Source organism: Leisingera sp. ANG-M7 (assembly GCF_000813965.1).
Lineage (GTDB): Bacteria > Pseudomonadota > Alphaproteobacteria > Rhodobacterales > Rhodobacteraceae > Leisingera.
Genome location: NZ_JWLI01000001.1, coordinates 412,901 through 432,601, shown reverse-complemented (window position 1 = coordinate 432,601; position 19,701 = coordinate 412,901). Strand labels below are relative to the sequence as shown.

20 protein-coding genes are annotated in these 19,701 nt (G+C 61.9%); 14 read left to right on the top strand and 6 right to left on the bottom strand.

What is annotated here, in order from left to right; all coding sequences use genetic code 11:
- Nucleotides 1–83 precede the first annotated feature (83 nt).
- From RA26_RS02225 to RA26_RS22005, 6 genes are all read left to right on the top strand, one after another.
- A complete protein-coding gene (locus tag RA26_RS02225; protein ID WP_052272296.1) occupies nucleotides 84–2,168 on the top strand; it encodes a type VI secretion system Vgr family protein in 2,085 nt (694 codons plus the stop codon).
- A gap of 9 nt (nucleotides 2,169–2,177) precedes the next feature.
- Nucleotides 2,178–2,540: a hypothetical protein gene (locus RA26_RS02220; protein ID WP_039179132.1), complete on the top strand. Its 363-nt coding sequence runs from the start codon at nucleotides 2,178–2,180 to the stop codon at nucleotides 2,538–2,540.
- Nucleotides 2,533–4,194, top strand: a complete 1,662-nt coding sequence (locus RA26_RS02215) for a hypothetical protein (protein ID WP_152612547.1) — start codon at nucleotides 2,533–2,535, stop codon at nucleotides 4,192–4,194. The genes RA26_RS02220 and RA26_RS02215 overlap by 8 nt, the downstream gene beginning before the upstream one ends.
- On the top strand, nucleotides 4,194–4,817 hold the full coding sequence (locus tag RA26_RS02210; RefSeq protein WP_039179127.1) for a hypothetical protein: 624 nt from the start codon (nucleotides 4,194–4,196) through the stop codon (nucleotides 4,815–4,817). The genes RA26_RS02215 and RA26_RS02210 overlap by 1 nt, the downstream gene beginning before the upstream one ends.
- Nucleotides 4,817–5,107, top strand: a complete 291-nt coding sequence (locus RA26_RS22300; protein ID WP_039179125.1) for a PAAR domain-containing protein — start codon at nucleotides 4,817–4,819, stop codon at nucleotides 5,105–5,107. Before RA26_RS02210 ends, RA26_RS22300 begins: the two co-directional genes overlap by 1 nt.
- Before the next feature lie 207 nt (nucleotides 5,108–5,314).
- Nucleotides 5,315–6,769, top strand: coding sequence for a caspase family protein (locus RA26_RS22005; RefSeq protein WP_052272281.1), 1,455 nt, complete (start codon nucleotides 5,315–5,317; stop codon nucleotides 6,767–6,769).
- Between the two features lie 63 nt (nucleotides 6,770–6,832).
- Here the strand turns inward: RA26_RS22005 and RA26_RS02195 are convergent, their stop codons facing one another.
- From RA26_RS02195 to RA26_RS02185, 3 genes are all read right to left on the bottom strand, one after another.
- Nucleotides 6,833–7,255: a response regulator gene (locus RA26_RS02195; protein WP_039179122.1), complete on the bottom strand. Its 423-nt coding sequence runs from the start codon at nucleotides 7,253–7,255 to the stop codon at nucleotides 6,833–6,835.
- 15 nt (nucleotides 7,256–7,270) lie between these two features.
- Complete coding sequence (locus RA26_RS02190) at nucleotides 7,271–9,076, bottom strand: CHASE domain-containing protein (RefSeq protein ID WP_039179118.1); 1,806 nt, start codon at nucleotides 9,074–9,076, stop codon at nucleotides 7,271–7,273.
- 213 nt (nucleotides 9,077–9,289) lie between these two features.
- On the bottom strand, nucleotides 9,290–10,303 hold the full coding sequence (locus RA26_RS02185) for a Hint domain-containing protein (RefSeq protein WP_039179963.1): 1,014 nt from the start codon (nucleotides 10,301–10,303) through the stop codon (nucleotides 9,290–9,292).
- A gap of 205 nt (nucleotides 10,304–10,508) precedes the next feature.
- Here RA26_RS02185 and RA26_RS02180 point away from each other — a divergent pair, with 205 nt between their 5' ends.
- From RA26_RS02180 to RA26_RS02160, 5 genes are all read left to right on the top strand, one after another.
- On the top strand, nucleotides 10,509–11,288 hold the full coding sequence (locus tag RA26_RS02180) for an SDR family oxidoreductase (protein WP_039179115.1): 780 nt from the start codon (nucleotides 10,509–10,511) through the stop codon (nucleotides 11,286–11,288).
- 15 nt (nucleotides 11,289–11,303) lie between these two features.
- Nucleotides 11,304–12,428, top strand: coding sequence for a hypothetical protein (locus RA26_RS02175; protein WP_039179112.1), 1,125 nt, complete (start codon nucleotides 11,304–11,306; stop codon nucleotides 12,426–12,428).
- A gap of 162 nt (nucleotides 12,429–12,590) precedes the next feature.
- Nucleotides 12,591–13,640 (top strand): methyltransferase domain-containing protein, encoded by a 1,050-nt coding sequence (locus tag RA26_RS02170; RefSeq protein ID WP_039179109.1) that lies wholly within the window; start codon nucleotides 12,591–12,593, stop codon nucleotides 13,638–13,640.
- A gap of 189 nt (nucleotides 13,641–13,829) precedes the next feature.
- Nucleotides 13,830–14,936 carry an ABC transporter ATP-binding protein gene (locus tag RA26_RS02165; RefSeq protein WP_039179106.1) on the top strand — a complete coding sequence of 369 codons (1,107 nt, stop codon included), beginning with the start codon at nucleotides 13,830–13,832 and terminating at the stop codon, nucleotides 14,934–14,936.
- A gap of 42 nt (nucleotides 14,937–14,978) precedes the next feature.
- Nucleotides 14,979–15,830: a GNAT family N-acetyltransferase gene (locus RA26_RS02160; protein WP_039179104.1), complete on the top strand. Its 852-nt coding sequence runs from the start codon at nucleotides 14,979–14,981 to the stop codon at nucleotides 15,828–15,830.
- A 64-nt stretch (nucleotides 15,831–15,894) separates the two neighbouring features.
- Here RA26_RS02160 and RA26_RS02155 read toward each other — a convergent pair whose 3' ends face one another.
- Both RA26_RS02155 and RA26_RS02150 read right to left on the bottom strand, forming a co-directional pair.
- Nucleotides 15,895–16,569, bottom strand: a complete 675-nt coding sequence (locus tag RA26_RS02155; RefSeq protein WP_039179102.1) for a helix-turn-helix transcriptional regulator — start codon at nucleotides 16,567–16,569, stop codon at nucleotides 15,895–15,897.
- A gap of 72 nt (nucleotides 16,570–16,641) precedes the next feature.
- Nucleotides 16,642–16,950: a hypothetical protein gene (locus RA26_RS02150; protein WP_039179099.1), complete on the bottom strand. Its 309-nt coding sequence runs from the start codon at nucleotides 16,948–16,950 to the stop codon at nucleotides 16,642–16,644.
- Between the two features lie 227 nt (nucleotides 16,951–17,177).
- Here RA26_RS02150 and tatA point away from each other — a divergent pair, with 227 nt between their 5' ends.
- The 3 genes from tatA to tatC are packed head-to-tail and all read left to right on the top strand — an operon-like array spanning nucleotide 17,178 to nucleotide 18,769.
- Nucleotides 17,178–17,393 carry a twin-arginine translocase TatA/TatE family subunit gene (gene tatA, locus RA26_RS02145; protein ID WP_039179096.1) on the top strand — a complete coding sequence of 72 codons (216 nt, stop codon included), beginning with the start codon at nucleotides 17,178–17,180 and terminating at the stop codon, nucleotides 17,391–17,393.
- A gap of 6 nt (nucleotides 17,394–17,399) precedes the next feature.
- A complete protein-coding gene (gene tatB, locus RA26_RS02140) occupies nucleotides 17,400–17,876 on the top strand; it encodes a Sec-independent protein translocase protein TatB (RefSeq protein WP_039179094.1) in 477 nt (158 codons plus the stop codon).
- Nucleotides 17,873–18,769, top strand: coding sequence for a twin-arginine translocase subunit TatC (tatC, locus tag RA26_RS02135; RefSeq protein ID WP_039179090.1), 897 nt, complete (start codon nucleotides 17,873–17,875; stop codon nucleotides 18,767–18,769). Before tatB ends, tatC begins: the two co-directional genes overlap by 4 nt.
- Before the next feature lie 126 nt (nucleotides 18,770–18,895).
- Here the strand turns inward: tatC and RA26_RS02130 are convergent, their stop codons facing one another.
- Complete coding sequence (locus RA26_RS02130) at nucleotides 18,896–19,393, bottom strand: AAA family ATPase (protein WP_039179086.1); 498 nt, start codon at nucleotides 19,391–19,393, stop codon at nucleotides 18,896–18,898.
- Nucleotides 19,394–19,701: the final 308 nt, after the last annotated feature.

The following is a 19,701-nucleotide window of genomic DNA, read 5'->3' as shown; positions in this document are numbered from 1 at the left end:
AGCGGCCATTCCAGGGCGCTGGCGTCTTGCAAACCCGCCGGGAAACACGTTAACACCGCACGTATTGGTTGTTTGGTGGATTTATGAACACGCATTTTTCTCAGCAGGACCGGCAGGGCCGCCTGTCGACCGTGCTTGGCGCGGACAGTCTGGTGCTGTTGCGCATGGATGGCAGCGAAGAGCTGTCGGGGGATTTTGAATGGCGCGTTGAGGCGCTGTCGGCGCAGGGCGGGCTGGATCTGACCGCGCTTCTGGGCACTCATGCCACTATCGAAATCGATCACGGAAAAGGTTCCCGCGCCTTTGACGGGATTGTCTGCGAGGCGCGCCAGCGCGGCGCTTACGAGAACGGGTTCCGCTATGACCTGCTGCTGCGGCCCTGGCTGCATGTGGCGGGCCTCAGGCGCAACATGCGGATCTTTCACAACAAAACCGTGATCGAGATCGTCGAGGAAGTGCTTGGCGCCTATGCGGGGCTGGGAAACCCGCATTTGGAGGTGCAGGTCTCCGAGGACTATCCGGTGCTGGAATACACCGTGCAATACGGCGAGTCGGACGCGGATTTCGTGCGCCGCCAGCTGGAACGCCACGGCATCACCTGGTCCTGGCGGCATGAGGCTGGGTCGCACACGATGCTGCTGAGCGATGCGGCCTTCAGCCTGCCGCAGGTGCCGGGCGTTTCACGGCCCTATTACGGTGTCGCGGGCTATCACCGCCACGAAGAAGAGCATTTCCGCAGCTGGTCCCCGGCGCAGCGCATCACAACCGGAGCGGTGCGGCTGACCGAATACAACTTCAAGATCCCGAATGCCGCGCAGGAGACCGAGCAGCTCAGCGAGATCGCCCACCCCAGCAGCGATATCGAGAGTTACGACTGGCCCGGCGACTACCTGACCCAGGGCGAAGGGCGCGGCGTGGCGGACCGGCGCCTGGAGGAAGAGCGCGGCCAGGCCCTGCGCCACCATGCCGAGGGCGACGCGGTGTCCCTGGGCGCGGGCTGGCGGGTGACCTTGGCAGGTGATGAGCTGCCGGGCGCGACGGGACAGACGTTTGTCTGCCTGAAGGCAACTCACCGCTTCCGCGCACAGGCCTATGGCTCGGGTGATGCAAGCGGCGATGAGGCGCCTTATGACGGGGCTTACGTGCTGCTGCCGGAAACTGCCCCCTTCCGTCCCGAGCGCCGCACAGTCGGCCCGCGCGTACAGGGGCTTGAGACGGCAGTGGTGGTGGGTGAAGGCGAGATCGACTGCGACGAGCACGGCCGCATTCTGTGCCGCTTCCACTGGGATATGGAGGCTGCGCATACCATGCGGGTGCGTGTATCTCAGAACTGGGCGAGCCAGGGCTGGGGCGGCATGGTCATCCCCCGCATCGGCATGGAGGTCATCGTCGAACACCTGCGCGGAGATCCCGACAAGCCCATTGTCACCGGCTGTGTCTACAACGGCAAAAACAAACCGCCCTATGAGCTGCCGAAGCATAAGACAAAATCGGTGTTCCGGACCGACAGCCATAAGAGCAGCGGTTTCAACGAGCTGACCTTCGAGGACGCCACCGGCAACGAGAAGATTTACCTGCACGCGGAAAAAGACCACGAGCTGCATATCGAGAACAACCGCGCCAAACGGGTGGACCGCAACCAGTCGGAATCCGTTGGCAACAACAAATCCATCGAGATCGGCAACAACCATCAAGAGGTGATCGGCGGCAACATGACGCTGATGGTCGGGCCGAACAAGCTGCAGTCGGCGGTGACCTCAGCTTTCAAGAAGTTCACCAGCGCCATCGGCGACATGACCAGCAAGCTGGGCCTGCCGGATGCGCTCAACATGGGCGAAGGGAACCTGATCATCGGCGTCGCCAAGAATAAGGCAGAGACCGTCATGGTCAGCTCCAACGAAATCGTAGGAGCCGCAAAAACCGTAACCGTTGGGGGAGCCTATCAGATCACTGTGCAAGGCGTGCGCAATGAATCGACGCTGCTAGGGGCCTACGAGGAAGTTGGTCAGAACAAAGTGGTTGTTGCCGGTAAGCGCATTGAGCTGGTGAGCGGGAAATCCATGCTGCAGCTCAATGAGGATGGCAGCATCCTGCTTGAGGGCGTGGATATCAAAATAAACGGGTCCTCGTCGATCAAGGGCACGGCTGGCCGGATTGACCTGAACTGAGGCCCGGTCATGAGTTACCTAACAGGTTTTTTTGCCCGGAAAGAAGGTGCCCGCAAAGCACTTCGGGACCAGAAACGTGATGAGTTTTTTGCGGAGTTTGAAGGCTCGCGGCTGACGGATCCATTCGATTTGGATGTTGACGCCCAGGCGCAAAAGGGGGTGGTCTCTGGCCTTATTGCGCAATCACTGAGCCTGCATAATGGAGATACTTCTGCAATTACGCAGATGCAATCTCTCTTCGAACAGTTGGATTTTGGCATACCCAGCCTGCCGATTGGCAGGCCGCATCAGATTAAGCTGACAGACACCATGCCCGAGGACATGCTGGCCCGGCATTTCTCCATGGGATGGGCTGGGTGGCTTGATGACTGATACTGTATCACCGCCCCGGTCGAATTCAGCCAAGCTGCTGGATGTCACTGACACCAGCTTTCATGCGCAAGCTGCAGCATTGGGCGACTATGCGCAGACGTCCCTGAATGAAGTGCTCGCCCAGTACCGGTTCATGGGCCTGATTTGCGGCATCAAGGGGCCAAACGATAGCGATGCTGATGTCACCAGGGCCCGTGATGCCTTGATGGAGGCGCTGTCCGGCTTCCTTGAGCTTAAAGATGGCCCGTTCGACGCCGAAGCTGCTCAGTCCTGGCAGGAATACCGGTCTCTGCGGGATGCGCCCGATCTCTTTGAAAACTTCGACCCCGATGAAGCCCTGCTCATCTCTGATGCAGTAAACCGCATTTCAATGGGGCATCCGGCGGACACTGGTTCCTACTTACCTGAAATCGCAGAAGGGTCCCGTACACCGGATACAAGCGGTTACCTCGCAAGCGGAGATCTGTCGCCCGCCGGTCAGGCCCATATTGACCGCGCGGCGGCCGCCTATCGCCGTGCGGCCGAATTTGAACTGCTGCGCCGTAATCTTGCCGCTGAGCGCCGCCGCCAGTGGTGGAACGGCGTCTGGGACAAAATCAGGTCTTACTACGACGAGACCATGACGCTGATCGACCGCGGGCAATGGCTCATGGCTTATGGTCGCATTCAGATCGACGCCGCGGTTTTTGCCGCTGAAGAGGCCATTGTCGGCGCCATTGTCGCTGCAATCATTGCCATCAGCGGCGGTGTGGCGGCAGTGGTCGCCCTGGCCCTGAGAAGTGCGGTCCGTGCCGCAATATCGATTGTCCGCCTCGGCAGCCGCACCGTGCGCAAAGTCCGCGCCACATGGGATTTCAAGATCGAGCTGCGCAAAGTGGAGCCGGGAATCCTTTATTCCAACCCGATGCCGCTGGACGTCAAGGTCACCCGCAAGCTGGATTATGAGCACACCGTCCATGTGGACCGGGACCTCACCCCGGACGAGGCCCGCGCCATGGGCGAAGGCGGTCAAGGATCCACGCGCCCGGATACGGACGCGCCAGAGCCGGGGTCATCTGGTGGATCTGATGGCACAAGTGCGGCTCCCGCCGAAGGGGCATTCCGCCACCCCCGCGAGGGCCAGCCGCCAAGATCAAATGAAGAGCTCGCACCGGGCGGGAGGGTTCCGGGTAGCAAGCGGAATTTAGCGGCATTTCAAACCTGGTGGGATGACTTGAGTCCGGCTGAATTGGAACAGCTTTTTAAGGATGATGACATCCTGAGTACAATTAACAGGAGAATTCGCGGAGGAGGCGAAGAGCATGAATGGCTCAAAGTAAGCCAACAACTCGCTCATAAACGCCTTGGTTTTTCGATGAAAGAAATCCAGCAATGGGTTACAGCGACGAAAGATGCTCAAGGGCCACTACCACAGCCGACAGCCGCGGGGCACACACGCTGGCGTCACGCTCCTGAAGGAGGAGGGAAAGGCTCTGGACCGGGATCTAAAACTATGCATAACGCCTTGGACGAGCTGTACAGACCACCACCCCCCAAAACACGAACAGACCTTTTGCGGCGTATGGGGTATTTTGCAAACCACTACCTTGACGGAGGTGTGAACGGGTTGCCAGCAGGTCTGAGAGAAGCAATTTTGAATGTTGGAGATGGATAATGGCTTTATTGGATGATTGGCTGTCTTATGTCGACGATCCTTCCCGCTTTGATCGATATCATTTCGAAAGCCTGATGCTAGAGCTTGAGACGCGCAAACACCTCGAGATTGCATTTTCCCACTTGTCGGGCGGTTTGGAGTTCATTGAGCGGATAATTTGGCTTCGCGAACAGGCCGCATTTAACGGGACCTACCTTCTGTCCAAACCCAAAGAGATCAATTCTGAAATCATAACGCTGGCAGAACTTTATCGAGATTGTGTGGCTGATCGATTGAGTGAACTTGGCGATGATGAAGCAGTTATCATTCGCAAAAACCCAATTCTGAAAATCTTGAAATCTCAGTATAAGCAATACCTCAAGTCTGGAACCTTACCGTTCCTAGAAGCAATGGATACAATTGGTGATGATGAAATTAGGGTGTCTTCTAAGAAGCCTCGTTGGAGATTGGGGCTGCATGAAGCTGTTTACATGATGACGACTGTTCCCGAAGTTACTCGATATATTATGTCTCCTTTCCTGCACTATCCACTCAATGATGAACCTGCCACCAAGCTCTGGCTGATGGGGTATCGCGTAGATTTTACTGAAGACAGCACCTTGCTGATTATGGACGACGCTTGATGCCAGCAGCAGGACGAAAAGGCGACACAGGGTCTGGTCATGATGGGTTCCCGCCAACACCAGCAACAGAAGGTAGTGGTGATGTCGGTATCAACGGGAAGCTAGCTTTGCGCGAAGGGGACGCCTTTGCGCCGCACTCAAAGCCCAAGCATCCACCGCATGGGAGGGTACTGGCGGTTGGATCAGGCAGCGTGTTCATCAACGGAAAACCCGCTGGCCGTGTTGGCGATGCTATTGATTGCGGCGGGGCCGTCGAAAGCGGCTCTGGCGATGTGTTTGTTGGTGGATGATCCTGCAACGCAGATCGTCCTGTTGGATCGCCTGCAAAATAGTTACCCCTCTGCAGCTATTGCGCGGCCTCGGTTGAACGAAAGCCGCCTTTGGAGCACTTGCAGCGAAAGCCCGCTCCGTCCCGCCAGCCCCCCGATTGATTTTGCCGCCGCCTTTGCCTAGATACCCGCAAGCCCTTGATTGCAAACCACAGGGAAAGAGGCGGGATGCTGTATCGGATTTGGCTGTTCCGGACTGCGGCGGCGGGAGTGGTGCTGGCGCTCCTGGCGCTTGCTATCGCGCCGGCCCGGGCGGGGGAGCGGATTGCGCTGGTGGTGGGCAATTCGAACTATGCCCATACCTCGCCGCTGGCCAATCCCGGCAATGATGCGCGGGTGATGGCGGCGGCGCTGGAGGAGGCGGGGTTTGAGGTGACCACGCTCTTGGACGCGGATCTGGGCGGCATGAAGCAGGCGCTCTTGCGGTTCGGGCGGCGGCTGCGCGGCGAGGGGGTGGAGGCCGGGCTGTTCTATTATGCCGGGCACGGGGTGCAGGTGGACGGTGAGAACTATCTGGTGCCGGTCAGCGCCGCCATCGCCAGCGAGGATGAGATCGACCTGGAAGCGGTCAATGTGAACAGCTTTCTGCGGGTGATGAATTCATCGAATGCCAGCATCAACATCGTCATTCTGGATGCCTGCCGCAACAACCCCTTTGCCGGCTCTGCCCGCTCGGCGGTGCGGGGGCTGGCGCCGGTGGATGCGCCGCGCGGCACGCTGATTGCCTATGCCACCGCGCCGGGCGATGTGGCGCTGGACGGCAGCGGCGGCAACTCCCCCTATACCAGAGCGCTGGCCGGGGCGATCTCAGCAGGGGGCGGGCGCACCATCGAGGCGGTGTTCAAGGCGGCCCGCAGCGAGGTGCTGGCGGTGACGCAGGAGCGGCAGGTGCCGTGGGAGACCAGCTCGATCACCGGGGATTTCTATTTCCACAGCCGGCCCGCGGCGGCGGCGCAGCCTGCGGCCGTCACTGCCGCGCCGGCGGATGATATCGCCCGCAAGTACCAGCTGGCTGAGCGGATTGGCACGCGGGCGGCCTGGCAGGCCTTTGTCGATGCGCACCGGGACCGGCCGGAGGATTTCTATGTGTTGCTGGCGCTGGAGGCGCTGGCGGGGCTGGAAGCGCCGGCGCCGCAGCCGCCGCGGCATCTGCCGCTGCCCGCGACACCAGCCTATGCCTGCAACCGGGGGCGGTTCGGCGCGGTTCCGGCGGAGCTGTGCGTGTCCTCCCACCTGGCGCCGCAGGGGCGCAATGCCTATTCAGGCGCGATGCTGTCGGACGGCAATGCCCGCACCGCCTGGGTCGAGGGGCGGGCGGATGACGGCGAGGGAGAAGTTTTGCGGTTTGCCTTTGACGGGCCGCAGCAGGTCAGCCGGGTGCTGGTGGCCAACGGTTACGGCAAGAGCCGCGACATCTTTCTGAAGAACGGCCGGGTGCGGTCGCTGATCGTGGAGACCTCGGCCGGGGTGCGGCAGGAGGTGGTGCTGGAGGACCGCGACGGGCTGCAGGAGCTGCGCCTGCCGCCGCTGGGGCAGGTGACCTGGATCACCCTCACGCTGACGGGCGTCTATTACGGCACCAGATACCGGGATACCGCGATCAGCGAGGTGCAGTTCCGCTGATCGGGATTGCAGTGGCCGCATGTCCGGCCCATGCCGGCTGCGGCAGCGGCTGCAGGCTCTGCGTCACGCCGTGGCGCATTGGGGCGGGGTACAGATCTCCCACATGTCCTGCAGCGCGCTCAGCACCTTTTTGGTGCCTGCGGAGGAGCTTGGCTTGACGATGTAGCCGCTCACGTTGCGGTGGTAGGCGCGGGCGATGTCCTTGGGGTTGTCGGAGGTGGTGAACATGAACACGATGTTGCCGGAAATCTCTTCTTTGGCGCGCAGTTCCTCAAGAAACTCATGCCCGTTCATGCGGGGCATGTTGATGTCCAGCAGTATGAAGAAGGGGCGCGGCAAGTCCCGCGCGCGTTCAGTGGTGAGGATCTCCAGCGCTTCCAGGCCGTCGCAGGCCCGCACGATCCTGGCTGACGGGGACTGCTTTTTCAGCGTGCGCTCCAGGATGAGCGCATCCACGTCATTGTCCTCAACCAGAAGGATGTTCATTCGGTTTTCTCCACGTCAGGCGGCTTTGTCTTGGTGTTCAGCCGGGGCTGTGCGCCCCAGGTTTGGCCAGCTAAACCGGAATTCGGCGCCCTGTCCAACTTCTGATTGAACAGTCACCGCAAATCCGTGCTGTTCCACAGATTTCTTAACGATGGCGAGGCCTATGCCGGTGCTTTCCGGCTCGCCTGCGCGGCGCAGGGTCTGAAAAACATCGAAGATCCTGCTGTGGTGCTCCGGGGCGATGCCGACGCCGTTGTCCCGGACCGAGACGTCGTAGCGGCTTCCCATGTCCTCTACTGTGACAGAGATCTGCACGTGATCCGGTTTGGGGTGGTACTTGACCGCGTTTCCAACCAGGTTTTCCAGCACGCGGACAAAGTTGAAGGTATCGGTGGTGATGCGGGATGCGTTGCCGCTCAGCTCCAGCTGGGTTTCGGACAGGCCGAAGTCGGACCGCAGCGCCCCGACCGCATCCTCCAGGCGGAGCGCCTTGTCTTCTGCTGAATGCGCACCGGTTCGCGCGTATTCCATCACCCCCTGGGTCAGGTTGTTCATCCGGGCTACCCGTTCGGTGATCAGGGCCAGATTGGTGGCCACATCGGGGTCCGCATCAGCAGAGTTGAAGTAGTCCTCCAGGTCTTCCTGGATTATTTCCGTCAGCGCCCCGATGCCGCGCACCGGCGTCTTCAGGTCGTGAGAGGTGATATAGACAAACTGCTCCAGCTCATCGTGGGCCTTCTCGAGTTTTGCGGTTTTTTCCTGCAGGTCTGCGGTGACCCGGTCAGCATAGGCCCTGGCGCGCTGGCTGGAGCGCGCCATGAGGAACAGCAGCGAAATCACCAGAGTCTCGATCACCAGCCCGCCGATCAGGATCAGCACCGGCTGGGAGTAGGAATGCGCTTGCCGGAAGCCAAGGCTGGTGCGGAAATCGAGTGTCCAGGTGCGGCCATAGATCTCCAGGTCGACCGTCTCGGAGAACCTGGGGGCAGGGTCGAACTGAGAGTCCGCAGGGTCATGCTCATCATAAATCGTCTCGCCGCCGTCACTGATGCTGAAACGCACGTTCCTGAGGTCTTTTGACAGCAAGCCGGCCATTAGATTGCGGACCACAAAAGGTGCGTAGACCATGCCATCCAGGCGCCGTTCTCCCAGTGCAGGATTGGCGCTGTTCCCGCCGGCGTAAAAGGGGGCATAAAACAGGAAACCTGCGGTGCTGCCCTTGTCCTGAACCAGCACTATCGGGCCGGTGATCCGGGCTTGGCCGGTTGCGCTGCTGGCCAGGGCCGCCGTCCGGCGGTTCACCTCGTGCGCGACATCCAGGCCAACCGCTGCGGCATTGATGTCTTCCGGCTCGATAAAGGAGATGGGCAGGCGGATGCTGTTGTCATGTGCCGGGTAAACGGCAAACCCTGGCCGTTCCCGGCGCCGGGCCTGCAGATAGCTTTCGAATTGGCCGGGGTCGACATGATGAATGATTCCGATGCCATTGATCCCGGGATAGCGTTCATCCACACGCAGGGAATGCGCAAATTCCTTCCACTCCTGGTAGCTCATGTCACCGCCATGGGATTGCACGGCAGAAACACCGGCCCAGAGCGCATCCTCGTATTTCGCCATCCGCGCGGAAATCAGGCCGACTGCCTGGTCGCGCGCGGCGTTGAAGGCGTTTTCGGTGCGGGTCTCGGTTTGCTCATTGGCATAGTACCAGGCACCGAAGGTCATCAGCAGCGACAGGCCGATAATCAGAGCGTGGATCAGTGAAAGATGGCCGTGGCTGAAGAGCCGGTGCCAGTTCTGCATTCTGGAGGATTGTTCCGGCATGTAATCACGATCCCTTGCTCACGGGATTCATTCTGCTTTTGCGCGATTAACAAAGTGTGAACAAACCCTTTGGGTGTGACGCTTTACTTCGGCCAAGCCTGAGGCTCCAGCGTCCATTGCTTTCGCGATGCAGCGCATCACGCATTTGCTGAACGCACCCTGAATTATGTTTGATTTACGTTTTGCGCCAAGCGGTCGGCGCCTTGCTGCTGATCAGCGCAGCGAGGCGCGTTTCAGCAGTCGGACTGCGTCCGGCCGGTCCAGCAGGGACCGGTTCACGTCCAGCCCGTGAGCACCACAGGTGTGGGTTGCCGGCAGGGTGCCGGGTCGGGAAGTCCAGAAATCCTCAGGCAGGACCTGCCGGGTGACCGGATCCAGGAAAGTGCTCTCAGCCGCGATGCCCTCGGCATAGATGATATGGTGCTGGTCGAACAGGATCTGGAAGTAGTCGGTAAAGCCGCCATCGAGCACAACCACGCTGCCGCCGTTCACCAGATCACGGGCGCGCACCAGCAGTTCCGGCGCGCCGGCGCCGATCTCGTCGCGGCGCTGGTAGACCATCAGCCGGTGGCTGGGGCTGACGATCAGGTCGTTCGAGTTGTTGAGGGCGCCCTTGCGGATCAGGATCGGGGCCAGGTCGCCGACCGCGCGCAGGGTGGACTGACCGACCCAGCGCACCTCCTGGATGCCGTCGTCACGGGTCAGCACCCGGTCGCCCGCGCGCATCTCCTCGATCGGACGCTGTTCGCCGGTCGACAGCGTAATGCGCGTGCCGCGGGTAAAGGAGACGCAGGCCGATTGCGCCAGCTTGCGCCGGGCTGGCTCGCGTTCGGCCTTCACCAGGGTGTAGGGCATCTGCGGCTGCAGCGGCGCCAGCGGCACCAGGAATATGGCGGCGATATAGCCCTCTGCGTCGGCCTCCACCATAACCAGCGTTTCGGTGTTGGGGCCGCGGTCGGGCATCAGGGTCAGCAGGCAGTCCAGATGCAGCGCCGCGCCGGGTGTGCCGATGGCGCTGCCGTCCCCTATGGTGAAACTGCCGTCGTGATGGGCCGCGATGCCAAGGCGCTGCGGCGGAGACGGGCTGTTCAGCAGGTAGATATCATCCAGCACCAGATCCTCGAGCACGCCAAGCGGATCACCCGAATTGGCGCCGTATTCGACACAGAAACGCTCGGCCGGGTAGGCCTGAACGGAAGAGAGGCTGGCAGTCACTGTCTGTCCCATCTGCGGGTTTGTCTTGCTCCATATGTGGGCGCGCGGGGTGCGCTGTCCAACAGAAATGCCTTCGGAATGTGGCACAAAGGCGGTGCAACGGGGCTGATTTTCCGGCAGCTTCACGATTGCGTCAGCCGCCGGGCGGGGCTGGCCTTTGGCAGGCGGGCGGTGCAATCTCCGGCAAACGGTGAAGAATCCGGAGGGAGGACAAAAAATGGATCTTGGTATTTCCGGCAAGCGCGCACTGGTCTGTGCCAGCAGTAAGGGGCTGGGTCTGGGCTGCGCCGAGGCGCTGGCAGAGGCGGGTGTCAGCCTGGTGATGAACGCCCGCGGCGCAGAGGCGCTGGAAGCCTCTGCGCAGGCAATCCGCGATCAATACGGAGTCGATGTGGTGACGGTGGCCGCCGATGTCGCCACGCCGGAAGGCCAGAAGAAGGTGCTGGATGCCGCTCAGGGTGTCGACATTCTGGTGACCAATGCAGGCGGCCCGCCGCCGGGTATGTGGACCGACTGGGACCGCGAGGATTTCATCAAGGCGCTGGACGCCAACATGCTGGCGCCGATTGCGCTGATGAAGGCGCTGCTGCCGGGCATGATGGAGCGCGGCTGGGGCCGGGTGGTCAATATCACCTCGGTCTCTGTCAAATCGCCGGTGTCGGTGCTGGGGCTGTCGAACTCAGCGCGTGCGGGCCTGACCGGCTATGTCGCGGGCACCTCGCGGCAGGTGGCAGGCCACGGTGTCACCATCAACAACCTGCAGCCGGGCATCCATGCCACCGACCGCGCCGTGGCGCTGGATGGCGGCGCCGCTAAGGCGCAGGGGATCACGCCCGAAGAAGCGCAGAAGCAGCGGTTCGGCACGATTCCTGCAGGGCGCTACGGAACCCGGCAGGAGTTTGGCGCCGCCTGCGCTTTCCTGTGCTCACAGCATGCGGGCTTTATCGTCGGGCAGAACATCCTGCTGGACGGTGGCGCCACCAACAGCACGATGTAAGGAAGGGCAGGGCGTATGGATGGCGGGTTTTCCCTAAAGGACCAGTTGTTTAACCGTGAGAAGGTCCGGTATCTGGCGGGTCTGTTCGCGGCTGCGGACGGCGGGTTTGATGCTGAAGCGTTTGAAAGCCAAGTGATGACAGACTTGCCGGCGCTGGAGCTGAAGCAGCGGATGACGCTGATTGCGGATGTACTGGCGGGGCACCTGCCGGAGAATCTGCCCGAGGCCGCGCCTGTGCTGCTGAAGGCGCTGCCGCCGCCGCTGGACCCGTCGAAAACCGATGATGATTTCGGCGATTTCATCTTTGCTCCCTTGGGCGAGTATGTGGCCGCGCGAGGAGTTGAGGCACATCCGGACCTTTCATTGGACCTGCTGGAAGAAATCACCCAGCGGTTTTCCATGGAATGGGCCATCCGCCCGTTCCTGAACCGCTGGCCGGCAGAGGTGCTGGCGCGGATGGAGGATTGGGCCACACACTCCAGCTATCACGTCCGCCGCCTGGTCAGCGAAGGCACCCGGCCGCGGCTGCCCTGGGGCGAGGCGGTGGGACTGCGGCTGGATGAGCCGCTGCCGCTGCTTGACCATCTGCATTCCGACCCGACCCGCTATGTGACCCGGTCAATCGCAAACCACCTGAACGACATCGCCAAGAAGGACCCGGATCTGGTTATGGACCGTCTGGAACGTTGGCAGGCTGCCGGGGTGCAGTCGGCCAAAGAGTTGGGTTGGATGACCTCCCATGCTCTGCGCGGGCTGGTCAAGGCGGGCCACCCGCGGGCGATGAAGATGTTGGGTTATGACCCGGATCTGGAGCTTGGCGCTGAAATCGCACTGATATCGCAAAATGTTCGGATTGGCGATGCCCTGGAATTCTCGGCGCATCTGGAGGGGCAGGCGGGGTCACCGGTCTTGGTTGACTATATCCTTCATTTCCAGCGGCCTGGCGGCAAGGTCTCGGCAAAGGTGTTCAAGCTGAAGCAATCGAAAATTTCAGGAAAATTGTTGAAATTGGACAAGCGTCACAAGCTCAAGGGCAACGCCACAACGTTCAAACTGATGCCGGGACCGCACCGGATTGAGCTGATGGTGAACGGCAGGGTACGGGCTGAGGCGGCGTTTGAACTGCTGCCGGGAGCCTGAGATTAACACCAGTCTTTGAAACGCGTTTTGCCCGGCCTACAGGCCGGGCAGACGCATCCCCACGCTCCATCACAGTTGCGTCAGACCGCCCGCTGCCCCGATTGCCGCACCATCCGCGCGCCGCTATCCCTTTGCTCCTGACACAGCAGGAGAGGCGCCGCCATGAAACATGAAAACGTGCAGAATTATTACGGTGAGGTGCTGCAAGGCAGTGACGACCTCCAAACCAATGCCTGCTGCACGCCGGACGACATGCCGGATCATGTGAAGGCGGTGCTGTCCAAGATCCATGACGAGGTGCTGACCCGCTACTACGGCTGCGGGCTGATTGCGCCGGAGGCGCTGAAGGGCGCACGCATCCTGGATTTGGGCTGCGGTGCAGGGCGCGATGTCTATGCGCTGTCGGCGCTGGTGGGCGAGCATGGCAGGGTCGTGGGGGTCGACATGACTCCGGCGCAGCTGGAAGTGGCGCAGCGCCATCAGGATTATCACGCGGAGGCGTTTGGCTATGCCAAGTCAAACGTTGAGTTTCACCACGGCTATATCGAACAGCTGGAGGAACTGGACCTGGAGCCGGGCTCCTTTGACATCATCGTCTCCAACTGCGTGATCAACCTGGCCACCGACAAGGGCGCTGTGCTGCGCGGCACGCATCATCTGCTGAAAGAGGGCGGGGAGATGTATTTCTCTGATGTCTATGCCGACCGCCGGGTGCCGCAGGAGATGGCGGAGGATGAGGTTCTGTACGGCGAATGCCTGTCCGGGGCGCTGTATTGGAATGATTTCCTGTCAATCGCCAGGGAGGCGGGGTTCAAGGACCCGCGGATGGTGACCTCGCGCCTCCTGACCATTGAAAACCCTGTGCTGGAAAAACGGGTGCAGCCGCTGAAGTTCCTGTCGGCCACCTACCGGCTGTTCAAGTTGCCCGCGCTGGAGCCGGCCTGCGAAGATTACGGCCAGGCGGTGATCTACAAGGGCACCATAGACCACGCACCGCACCGGTTCATGCTGGATGACCACCATGTGATTGAAGCGGGCAAGGTGTTCCCGGTCTGCGGTAACACCTGGATGATGCTGCAGGACACCCGTCTTGCGCCGCATTTCGAGTTCATCGGCTCGTTTGACACCCATTACGGCATCTTTGCGGGCTGCGGCGGCAACTCGCCTTTCAACGGGCTGGAGCAGGACGGTGCTGCGGCAGGCTGCTGCTAATCACTTCCAGTATGATTGGAATGTAACGCCCGGCCGATGGGCCGGGCAGCGCCAGTCCCGCCCCCCCACGGGGCGGGCGCTGCCCTCGTCTCCGTGTGTCCAGAGGGGCAGACCGCTTGCGGCGCCGCCGCTGGGTTGCTATCCCGGCGTGAACCTAAGCGTTTTCATCGGAAACAGCACTGAGGCCTCATGAACACTGCCCCCGCCGGCATCAGCCGCACGATTGCCCCGCCGCGGCTGGAAATCCGCAACATCCGGCGCTTCTTTGAAGGGCGCGCGGTGGTGGACGATGTCTCGCTGCAGATCCGGGCCGGTCAGGTGACCTGCCTGCTGGGCCCCTCTGGTTGCGGCAAATCCACCACCCTGCGGATGATTGCGGGCGTGGAAATGCAGGACAGCGGTGAAATCTATGTCGATGGCAAGCTGATCTGCGACACCGTGTTCCGGGTGCCCCCCGAACGACGCGAGATCGGGCTGATGTTCCAGGATTTCGCCCTGTTCCCGCACCTGAGCGTCGCCGACAACGTGGGCTTTGGCCTGAAGGGCAGCAAGGACGAGAAACGCGCCCGGGTCGAGGAGCTGTTGAACCGGGTGTCGCTGAAGCGCTTCATCGACGGCTACCCGCACCAGCTGTCGGGCGGCGAGCAGCAGCGGGTGGCGCTGGCCCGCGCGATTGCGCCGCGCCCGCGGATCATGCTGATGGATGAGCCGTTCTCCGGTCTCGACAACCGGCTGCGCGACGGCATCCGGGATGAGACGCTGAGCCTTTTGAAAGAGGAAGACACCGCCGTTCTGCTGGTGACGCATGAGCCGGAAGAGGCGATGCGCATGGCGGATGAGATCGCGCTGATGCGCGGCGGCAGGATCGTGCAGCAAGGCGCACCCTATAACGTCTATACCCACCCGGTGGACAAGGCCGCGGTGTCTTTCTTCAGCGATGTGAACGTGCTGAAGGCGGAGGTGAACGGCGCGCTGGCACGCACCGCCTTTGGTGAGTTCCTGGCCCCCGGCGTGGCGGATGGCACCGCGGTGGAGATCGTGTTCCGCCCGCAGCACCTGCGCATCGACTTCGACCGCGGCGGCCAGGGGCCGCTGCCGACCCCCAGTGATGGTGTGCCTGCCCGCGCCGTGGTGGAGCGCGCGCGTTTTCTGGGCAGCGAGAGCCTGGTGGAGTTCCGGATGGATTTCGACGGCTCGGTTCTGAAAGCCACGGTGCCCAATGTGTTCCTGCCGGAAGCAGGCCGGGTGATGTGGCTGACGGTGCGCCGCAACCGCTGTTTTGTCTTTCCTGCCTGATTGTTAGCGGGCATTCTGCACCCGACGAGACAGGAGGTGCGGATGCAAGAAAGTTATCAGATCAGACCGCTGGCGGGCGCGGAAATCCAGACCGCTGTGGACTGGGCCGCGCGCGAAGGCTGGAACCCGGGCCACCGGGATGCGGCCTGCTTTGCCTCGGCAGATCCGCAGGGGTTCTGGGGCGGGTTCCTGGACGGGCAGATGGTCGCCTGCATCTCGGTGGTGAACTACGGCGAGGTGTTTTCTTTCCTCGGTTTCTACATCGTGGCGCCGGAGCATCGCGGCCAGGGCTACGGCTACGCGCTGTGGCAGCAGGCGCTGGAGCATGCCGGGGGCCGTGTTGTCGGCCTTGACGGTGTGGTGGACCAGCAAGGCAATTACCGCCGCTCCGGCTTTGAACTGGCCTACCGCAATATCCGTTTTGGCGGTGTGCCCGGTGACAGGCCGGCGGCGCCGGAAGGGTTTGATCTGTCGCCGCTTTGGGCCCCGACGGCCGAGCTGGAAGCGCTGGACGCGCGCGCCTTCCCGGCGCCGCGCACGGCCTTTTGGCAGCAGTGGTTGGGGGCTGCGGGGCATCGCTCCTTTGCCGCTTACAATGATGGTAAGCTGGCTGGCTTCGGCACGCTGCGACTCTGCGGCAGCGGCTGCAAGATCGGGCCGCTGGTGGCGGTGTCCCGCCCGGCTGCCGAGGCGGTTCTGGCGCGGCTGCTGCAGGAGCTGCCTGCGGGGCAGGAGGTGTTTCTGGATGTGCCGGAACCCCATGCCGCGGCGGTGGATCTGGCGCGCAGCCTCGGTCTTGAGCCAGTGTTTGAAACCGCCCGGATGTACCGCGGGCCTGCACCGTTGCTGGACACGGATCTGATTTACGGGGTGACCTCGTTTGAACTGGGGTAGGGGGCGCTGCCCCCGGCCCGGCGGGCCTCCCCCGGGATACTTTCAGCCAGATGAAGGAAGGATCTCAGGATCCGTAGGGATCATAATCCTGCAGCCGCTTGCCGGGTTCGTCCACGAACAGCTCGGGCAGGGCGGAGGCGTCCTCGATGAGGTCGACGCGAAACACCCGGAAATCCCCGCGGGTCTCGCACCAGGCGGTGAGGGTCCAGACCCGGCCCCAATATTCCATGTGCAGGGGGCGGATCTTGCGCTCTGTCAGGGTGCCGTCGATGCGGCGGTAGCTGAGCTGCAGTTTCTGCCGCGCCTTGATGGCGGCGCGCAGGGCAGGCATGTGGGCGAGGGCGCGGGCGGCGTCCGAGAAGGGGTAGACGGCGAATTTCCAGGCGTCGGCCTCGGCGATGGTCTGTTCCGGCAGCACCGCGTCCACCTTGGCAGCCAGCGACAGGGCGGCGGCCTTCAGGTCCGGGTCGGCAGCCTCTGCTACAATCGCCATGCCGAGGTTCAGCGCCTCCAGCTCCTCTGGCGTCAGGGTCAGCGGCGGCAGGCTGATCTGCTCGCGCACCATATAGCCGACGCCGCGCTCGCCCTCCACCGGCACGCCGGAGGCCGCCAGCGTGTCCATGTCGCGGTAGATGGTGCGGGTTGAGACCTCCAGCCGCTCGGCAATGTCCTGGGCGCGGTGCAGCTTCCCGTCGCGCAGGATCTGGATGATTTCGAAAAGGCGGTCGGTGCGGCGCATGGGGCTAGCCTTTGCGCGGTGGCGTCAGGAGGTCAAGGGCTGCGCCCGGCCCGCAGGCGCAGCCTGCGGTGTTTAAGGCGCCATCTGCCACAGCACCTCTTCATGGCGCATGCTGGCGCTGTCCGGCGCTAGTGCTGCAACGACTTCAGGGGCGAAGTCCTGCTGCATGAAGGTCTGCGCCACTTTCTGCGCCGTTGCCATGTCCTTCCAGACCACATAGTCGGTCCATTTGCCGTCTTCACCCTGGCTCAGCTGGCGGGTGACAAAGCCGTCCTGCGCGCGCACGAAGCCTTCGGTGCGCTGCATCAGGGCTGTGAAATCGGCGGGACTCACGCCGTCGGCCAGTTTGAAGGTCACGATTTCGGCGACATGTTTGCTCATCACGTTTCTCCTTTGTTCATGTGATGGGCTGGATTTACCGCCCTGCAACTGACATAAACCTGTCAGTTGGGTGCGGGCAGCTGTCAAAAACTTCGGATTCCCACGCTTGCAGCAGCTTTCTGCGCGCGGAGTTGCTTTCGCTCAAAGCCGCGCCCGCGCTAAACCCGTAGCGAATAATTCCACCGGCGCCCGAAATCCGCGCCGGATCAAGTTAAGGAGAGACTCACATGCTCAACAACATCGGCCTGCCTGGCCTTCTGCTCATCGCCGTCGTGGTCCTGGTCCTGTTCGGCCGTGGCAAGATTTCCTCGCTGATGGGTGAGGTCGGCAAAGGCATCACCTCCTTCAAGAAGGGCATTAACGAAGGCACCAAGGAACTGGAGCAGGACGCCGCAGACGTGGCCAAGGACGTTACCCCCGAGACCGAAAAAGATAAGGCCTAAGCGCGGATGTTCGATCTTGGGTGGACCGAACTGCTGGTCATCGGTGTTGTTGCGCTGATCGTGGTCGGCCCCAAGGACCTGCCGGTGCTGTTCCGCAACGTGGGGCGGTTTGTCGGCAAGGCCAAGGGGATGGCGCGCGAGTTCAGCCGGGCGATGCATGACGCGGCGGATGAGGCCGGGGTCAATGAGGTCACCAAGGGGCTGAAGGCTGCAACCAATCCCGTCGGCACTGCCATGGACGGCGTCAAGCAGGCGGCGCAGGAGATGGCGTCGTCGATCGATCCGACCAAATACGACCCCGACAGCGAGACCGGCAAGCTGGCGGCGGAGCGTGCCGAGGATGCCAAGAAGATCCAGGCTTCAACTGCCCGCGCCGCGGCTGAGCGCAAGGCGCGCGAGGCTGAGGAGGCACTGGCCAAGGCGGAAGCGGCTGAGGCTGCGCTGAAGCCAGCGGCATCGAAGGAAGAAGAGGCAAAGTCATGAGCAAGTCGGATGAGATCGACGACTCAACCGCGCCGCTGATCGAGCATCTGGCCGAGCTGCGCACGCGGCTCATTCATTCGGTGCTGGCTTTCATCGTCGGCATGGTGATCTGCTTCACCGTGGCAACGCCGGTGTTCAACTTCCTGACGGCCCCGCTGTGCGACGTGCTGGCCGAGAGCGGCCAGGACTGCGCGCTGATCTTCATCAGCCCGCAGGAAGGCTTCTTTGTCGCGATCAAGATCTCCTTCCTGGGCGGTTTCATCCTGGCATTCCCCTTTATCGGGTTCCAGATGTGGCGCTTTGTGGCGCCGGGGTTGTACAAGTCCGAGAAGGGGGCGTTCCTGCCGTTCCTGGTTGCGTCGCCCTTTATGTTCCTTCTGGGCGCCAGCTTTGCCTTCTATGTCGTCACTCCGCTGGCCTATGATTTCTTCCTGGGTTTCCAGCAGTTTGGCTCTGGCGGCGAGGCTGTAAGCAGCGAGGAAGTGAACCAGGGTCTCAGCGTGGTTTTCCAGGGTTCCGCCCAGGAGTATCTGAACCTGACGATCAAGTTCATCGTAGCCTTTGGCCTCTGCTTCCAGCTGCCGGTGCTGCTGACGCTGATGGGCAAGGCCGGCCTGGTGAGCGCCGAGGGCCTTGGCTCAGTCCGGAAATATGCGGTTGTGGCGATCCTGGTGCTGGCCGCACTTGTGACGCCGCCGGATGTGATCACTCAGATCATTCTGTTTGTGGTGGTGTACGGGCTGTACGAGATCTCGATCTTCCTGGTCCGCCGGGTCGAGGCCAAGCGTGAGGCGAAGCTGCGCGCCGAGGGCTACTACGACGATGACGAGGAGATGGAGGCGCATCCGGATGATCCGGTGGCCGCAGATGCCGAGGATGGCAAGGGCACGTAGGCCTTTGACGCTCTTAAGTACTAAAGCGCGCCCGCGAGGGCGCGCTTTTTTGTTGCAGCGGACGTGCAGGCCGGTTTGGACACCGGAGTGACCGATGCCGTGCCGGGCAGGAAAAACCGCTCCGTATCAGTTGGGCTCTTCGTGCACCACCAGATTGAAACCCTCAGCTGGCGACGGCGGGACGAAGTGCTTGGAAAACCGGCGAAACTGCTCCTCGGTCGCCGCAAACGGGTGATCGCCGCGGGCGTTGCGTTCTCGCAGCCGCTGCAAGCAAAGATCATCCGGCGGGCATAGAACGTGAAGCTGATGAGACGCGCTTGTCTCTTCGAGTATGCTTCGCATCCAGCTGCGCGTTTCGATTGTGTTGGCAGGAAAATCCAGAACCACCGAGATCCCCGCGTTCAGCAGTGACGACACGTGAGATCCCATGATGCTGCGCAGTTTTGAAGAACAGCGGACATAGTCCAATGCAGACGTCATTTCATTGGAGAAAAGGGCGTTCAGCCATTTGTCTTCGGCAAGCAGAACTGTACCGCTTCCGCTTGCCAGCCGCTTGGCCAGGGTGGATTTTCCAGCAGCGATTTTTCCGCACAGCATGTGCAGCGTCGGAGGAGGAGAAAACATGGAAACAACCTTGTTCGGCGCGGTAAGCGCATTTGATGTTCAGAGACCAACCACCCGGCCCGGCGTGTCAGGCCGGGACGGTAATTTGCTGCTGGCGCCAAGTGCCGTTGTTCTGTGCCAAGGTTTGCATATCAGATGGTTCGCACAGAGCGGTCGAACTGTCCACTCGTAAGAGGGCAGTCAGCGCCAGGAACCCTGCGGCCGCGTCGTTTCCTCCAGCTGAGCCCCGCACCAGAGCCCGGCCAATCCACCCGGCCGTGATCCCAACACTCTTTCGTGAAACCCCGCCTGCCAGCGTATCTTTACCG

Coding starts and splice junctions, on each gene's coding strand:
- RA26_RS02195 (WP_039179122.1), bottom strand. CDS start 7,255: ATGAACATCCTTCTGGTTGAGGACAATGACGTGGATGCGCTCATCCTG.
- RA26_RS02190 (WP_039179118.1), bottom strand. CDS start 9,076: ATGCCGGAACAATCCTCCAGAATGCAGAACTGGCACCGGCTCTTCAGC.
- tatB (WP_039179094.1), top strand. CDS start 17,400: ATGTTCGATCTTGGGTGGACCGAACTGCTGGTCATCGGTGTTGTTGCG.
- RA26_RS02160 (WP_039179104.1), top strand. CDS start 14,979: ATGCAAGAAAGTTATCAGATCAGACCGCTGGCGGGCGCGGAAATCCAG.
- RA26_RS22005 (WP_052272281.1), top strand. CDS start 5,315: ATGCTGTATCGGATTTGGCTGTTCCGGACTGCGGCGGCGGGAGTGGTG.
- tatA (WP_039179096.1), top strand. CDS start 17,178: ATGCTCAACAACATCGGCCTGCCTGGCCTTCTGCTCATCGCCGTCGTG.
- RA26_RS02185 (WP_039179963.1), bottom strand. CDS start 10,303: ATGGGACAGACAGTGACTGCCAGCCTCTCTTCCGTTCAGGCCTACCCG.
- RA26_RS02175 (WP_039179112.1), top strand. CDS start 11,304: ATGGATGGCGGGTTTTCCCTAAAGGACCAGTTGTTTAACCGTGAGAAG.
- RA26_RS02220 (WP_039179132.1), top strand. CDS start 2,178: ATGAGTTACCTAACAGGTTTTTTTGCCCGGAAAGAAGGTGCCCGCAAA.
- RA26_RS02210 (WP_039179127.1), top strand. CDS start 4,194: ATGGCTTTATTGGATGATTGGCTGTCTTATGTCGACGATCCTTCCCGC.
- RA26_RS02170 (WP_039179109.1), top strand. CDS start 12,591: ATGAAACATGAAAACGTGCAGAATTATTACGGTGAGGTGCTGCAAGGC.
- RA26_RS02180 (WP_039179115.1), top strand. CDS start 10,509: ATGGATCTTGGTATTTCCGGCAAGCGCGCACTGGTCTGTGCCAGCAGT.
- RA26_RS02150 (WP_039179099.1), bottom strand. CDS start 16,950: ATGAGCAAACATGTCGCCGAAATCGTGACCTTCAAACTGGCCGACGGC.
- RA26_RS02155 (WP_039179102.1), bottom strand. CDS start 16,569: ATGCGCCGCACCGACCGCCTTTTCGAAATCATCCAGATCCTGCGCGAC.
- RA26_RS02165 (WP_039179106.1), top strand. CDS start 13,830: ATGAACACTGCCCCCGCCGGCATCAGCCGCACGATTGCCCCGCCGCGG.
- RA26_RS02215 (WP_152612547.1), top strand. CDS start 2,533: ATGACTGATACTGTATCACCGCCCCGGTCGAATTCAGCCAAGCTGCTG.
- RA26_RS02130 (WP_039179086.1), bottom strand. CDS start 19,393: ATGTTTTCTCCTCCTCCGACGCTGCACATGCTGTGCGGAAAAATCGCT.
- RA26_RS02225 (WP_052272296.1), top strand. CDS start 84: ATGAACACGCATTTTTCTCAGCAGGACCGGCAGGGCCGCCTGTCGACC.
- RA26_RS22300 (WP_039179125.1), top strand. CDS start 4,817: ATGCCAGCAGCAGGACGAAAAGGCGACACAGGGTCTGGTCATGATGGG.
- tatC (WP_039179090.1), top strand. CDS start 17,873: ATGAGCAAGTCGGATGAGATCGACGACTCAACCGCGCCGCTGATCGAG.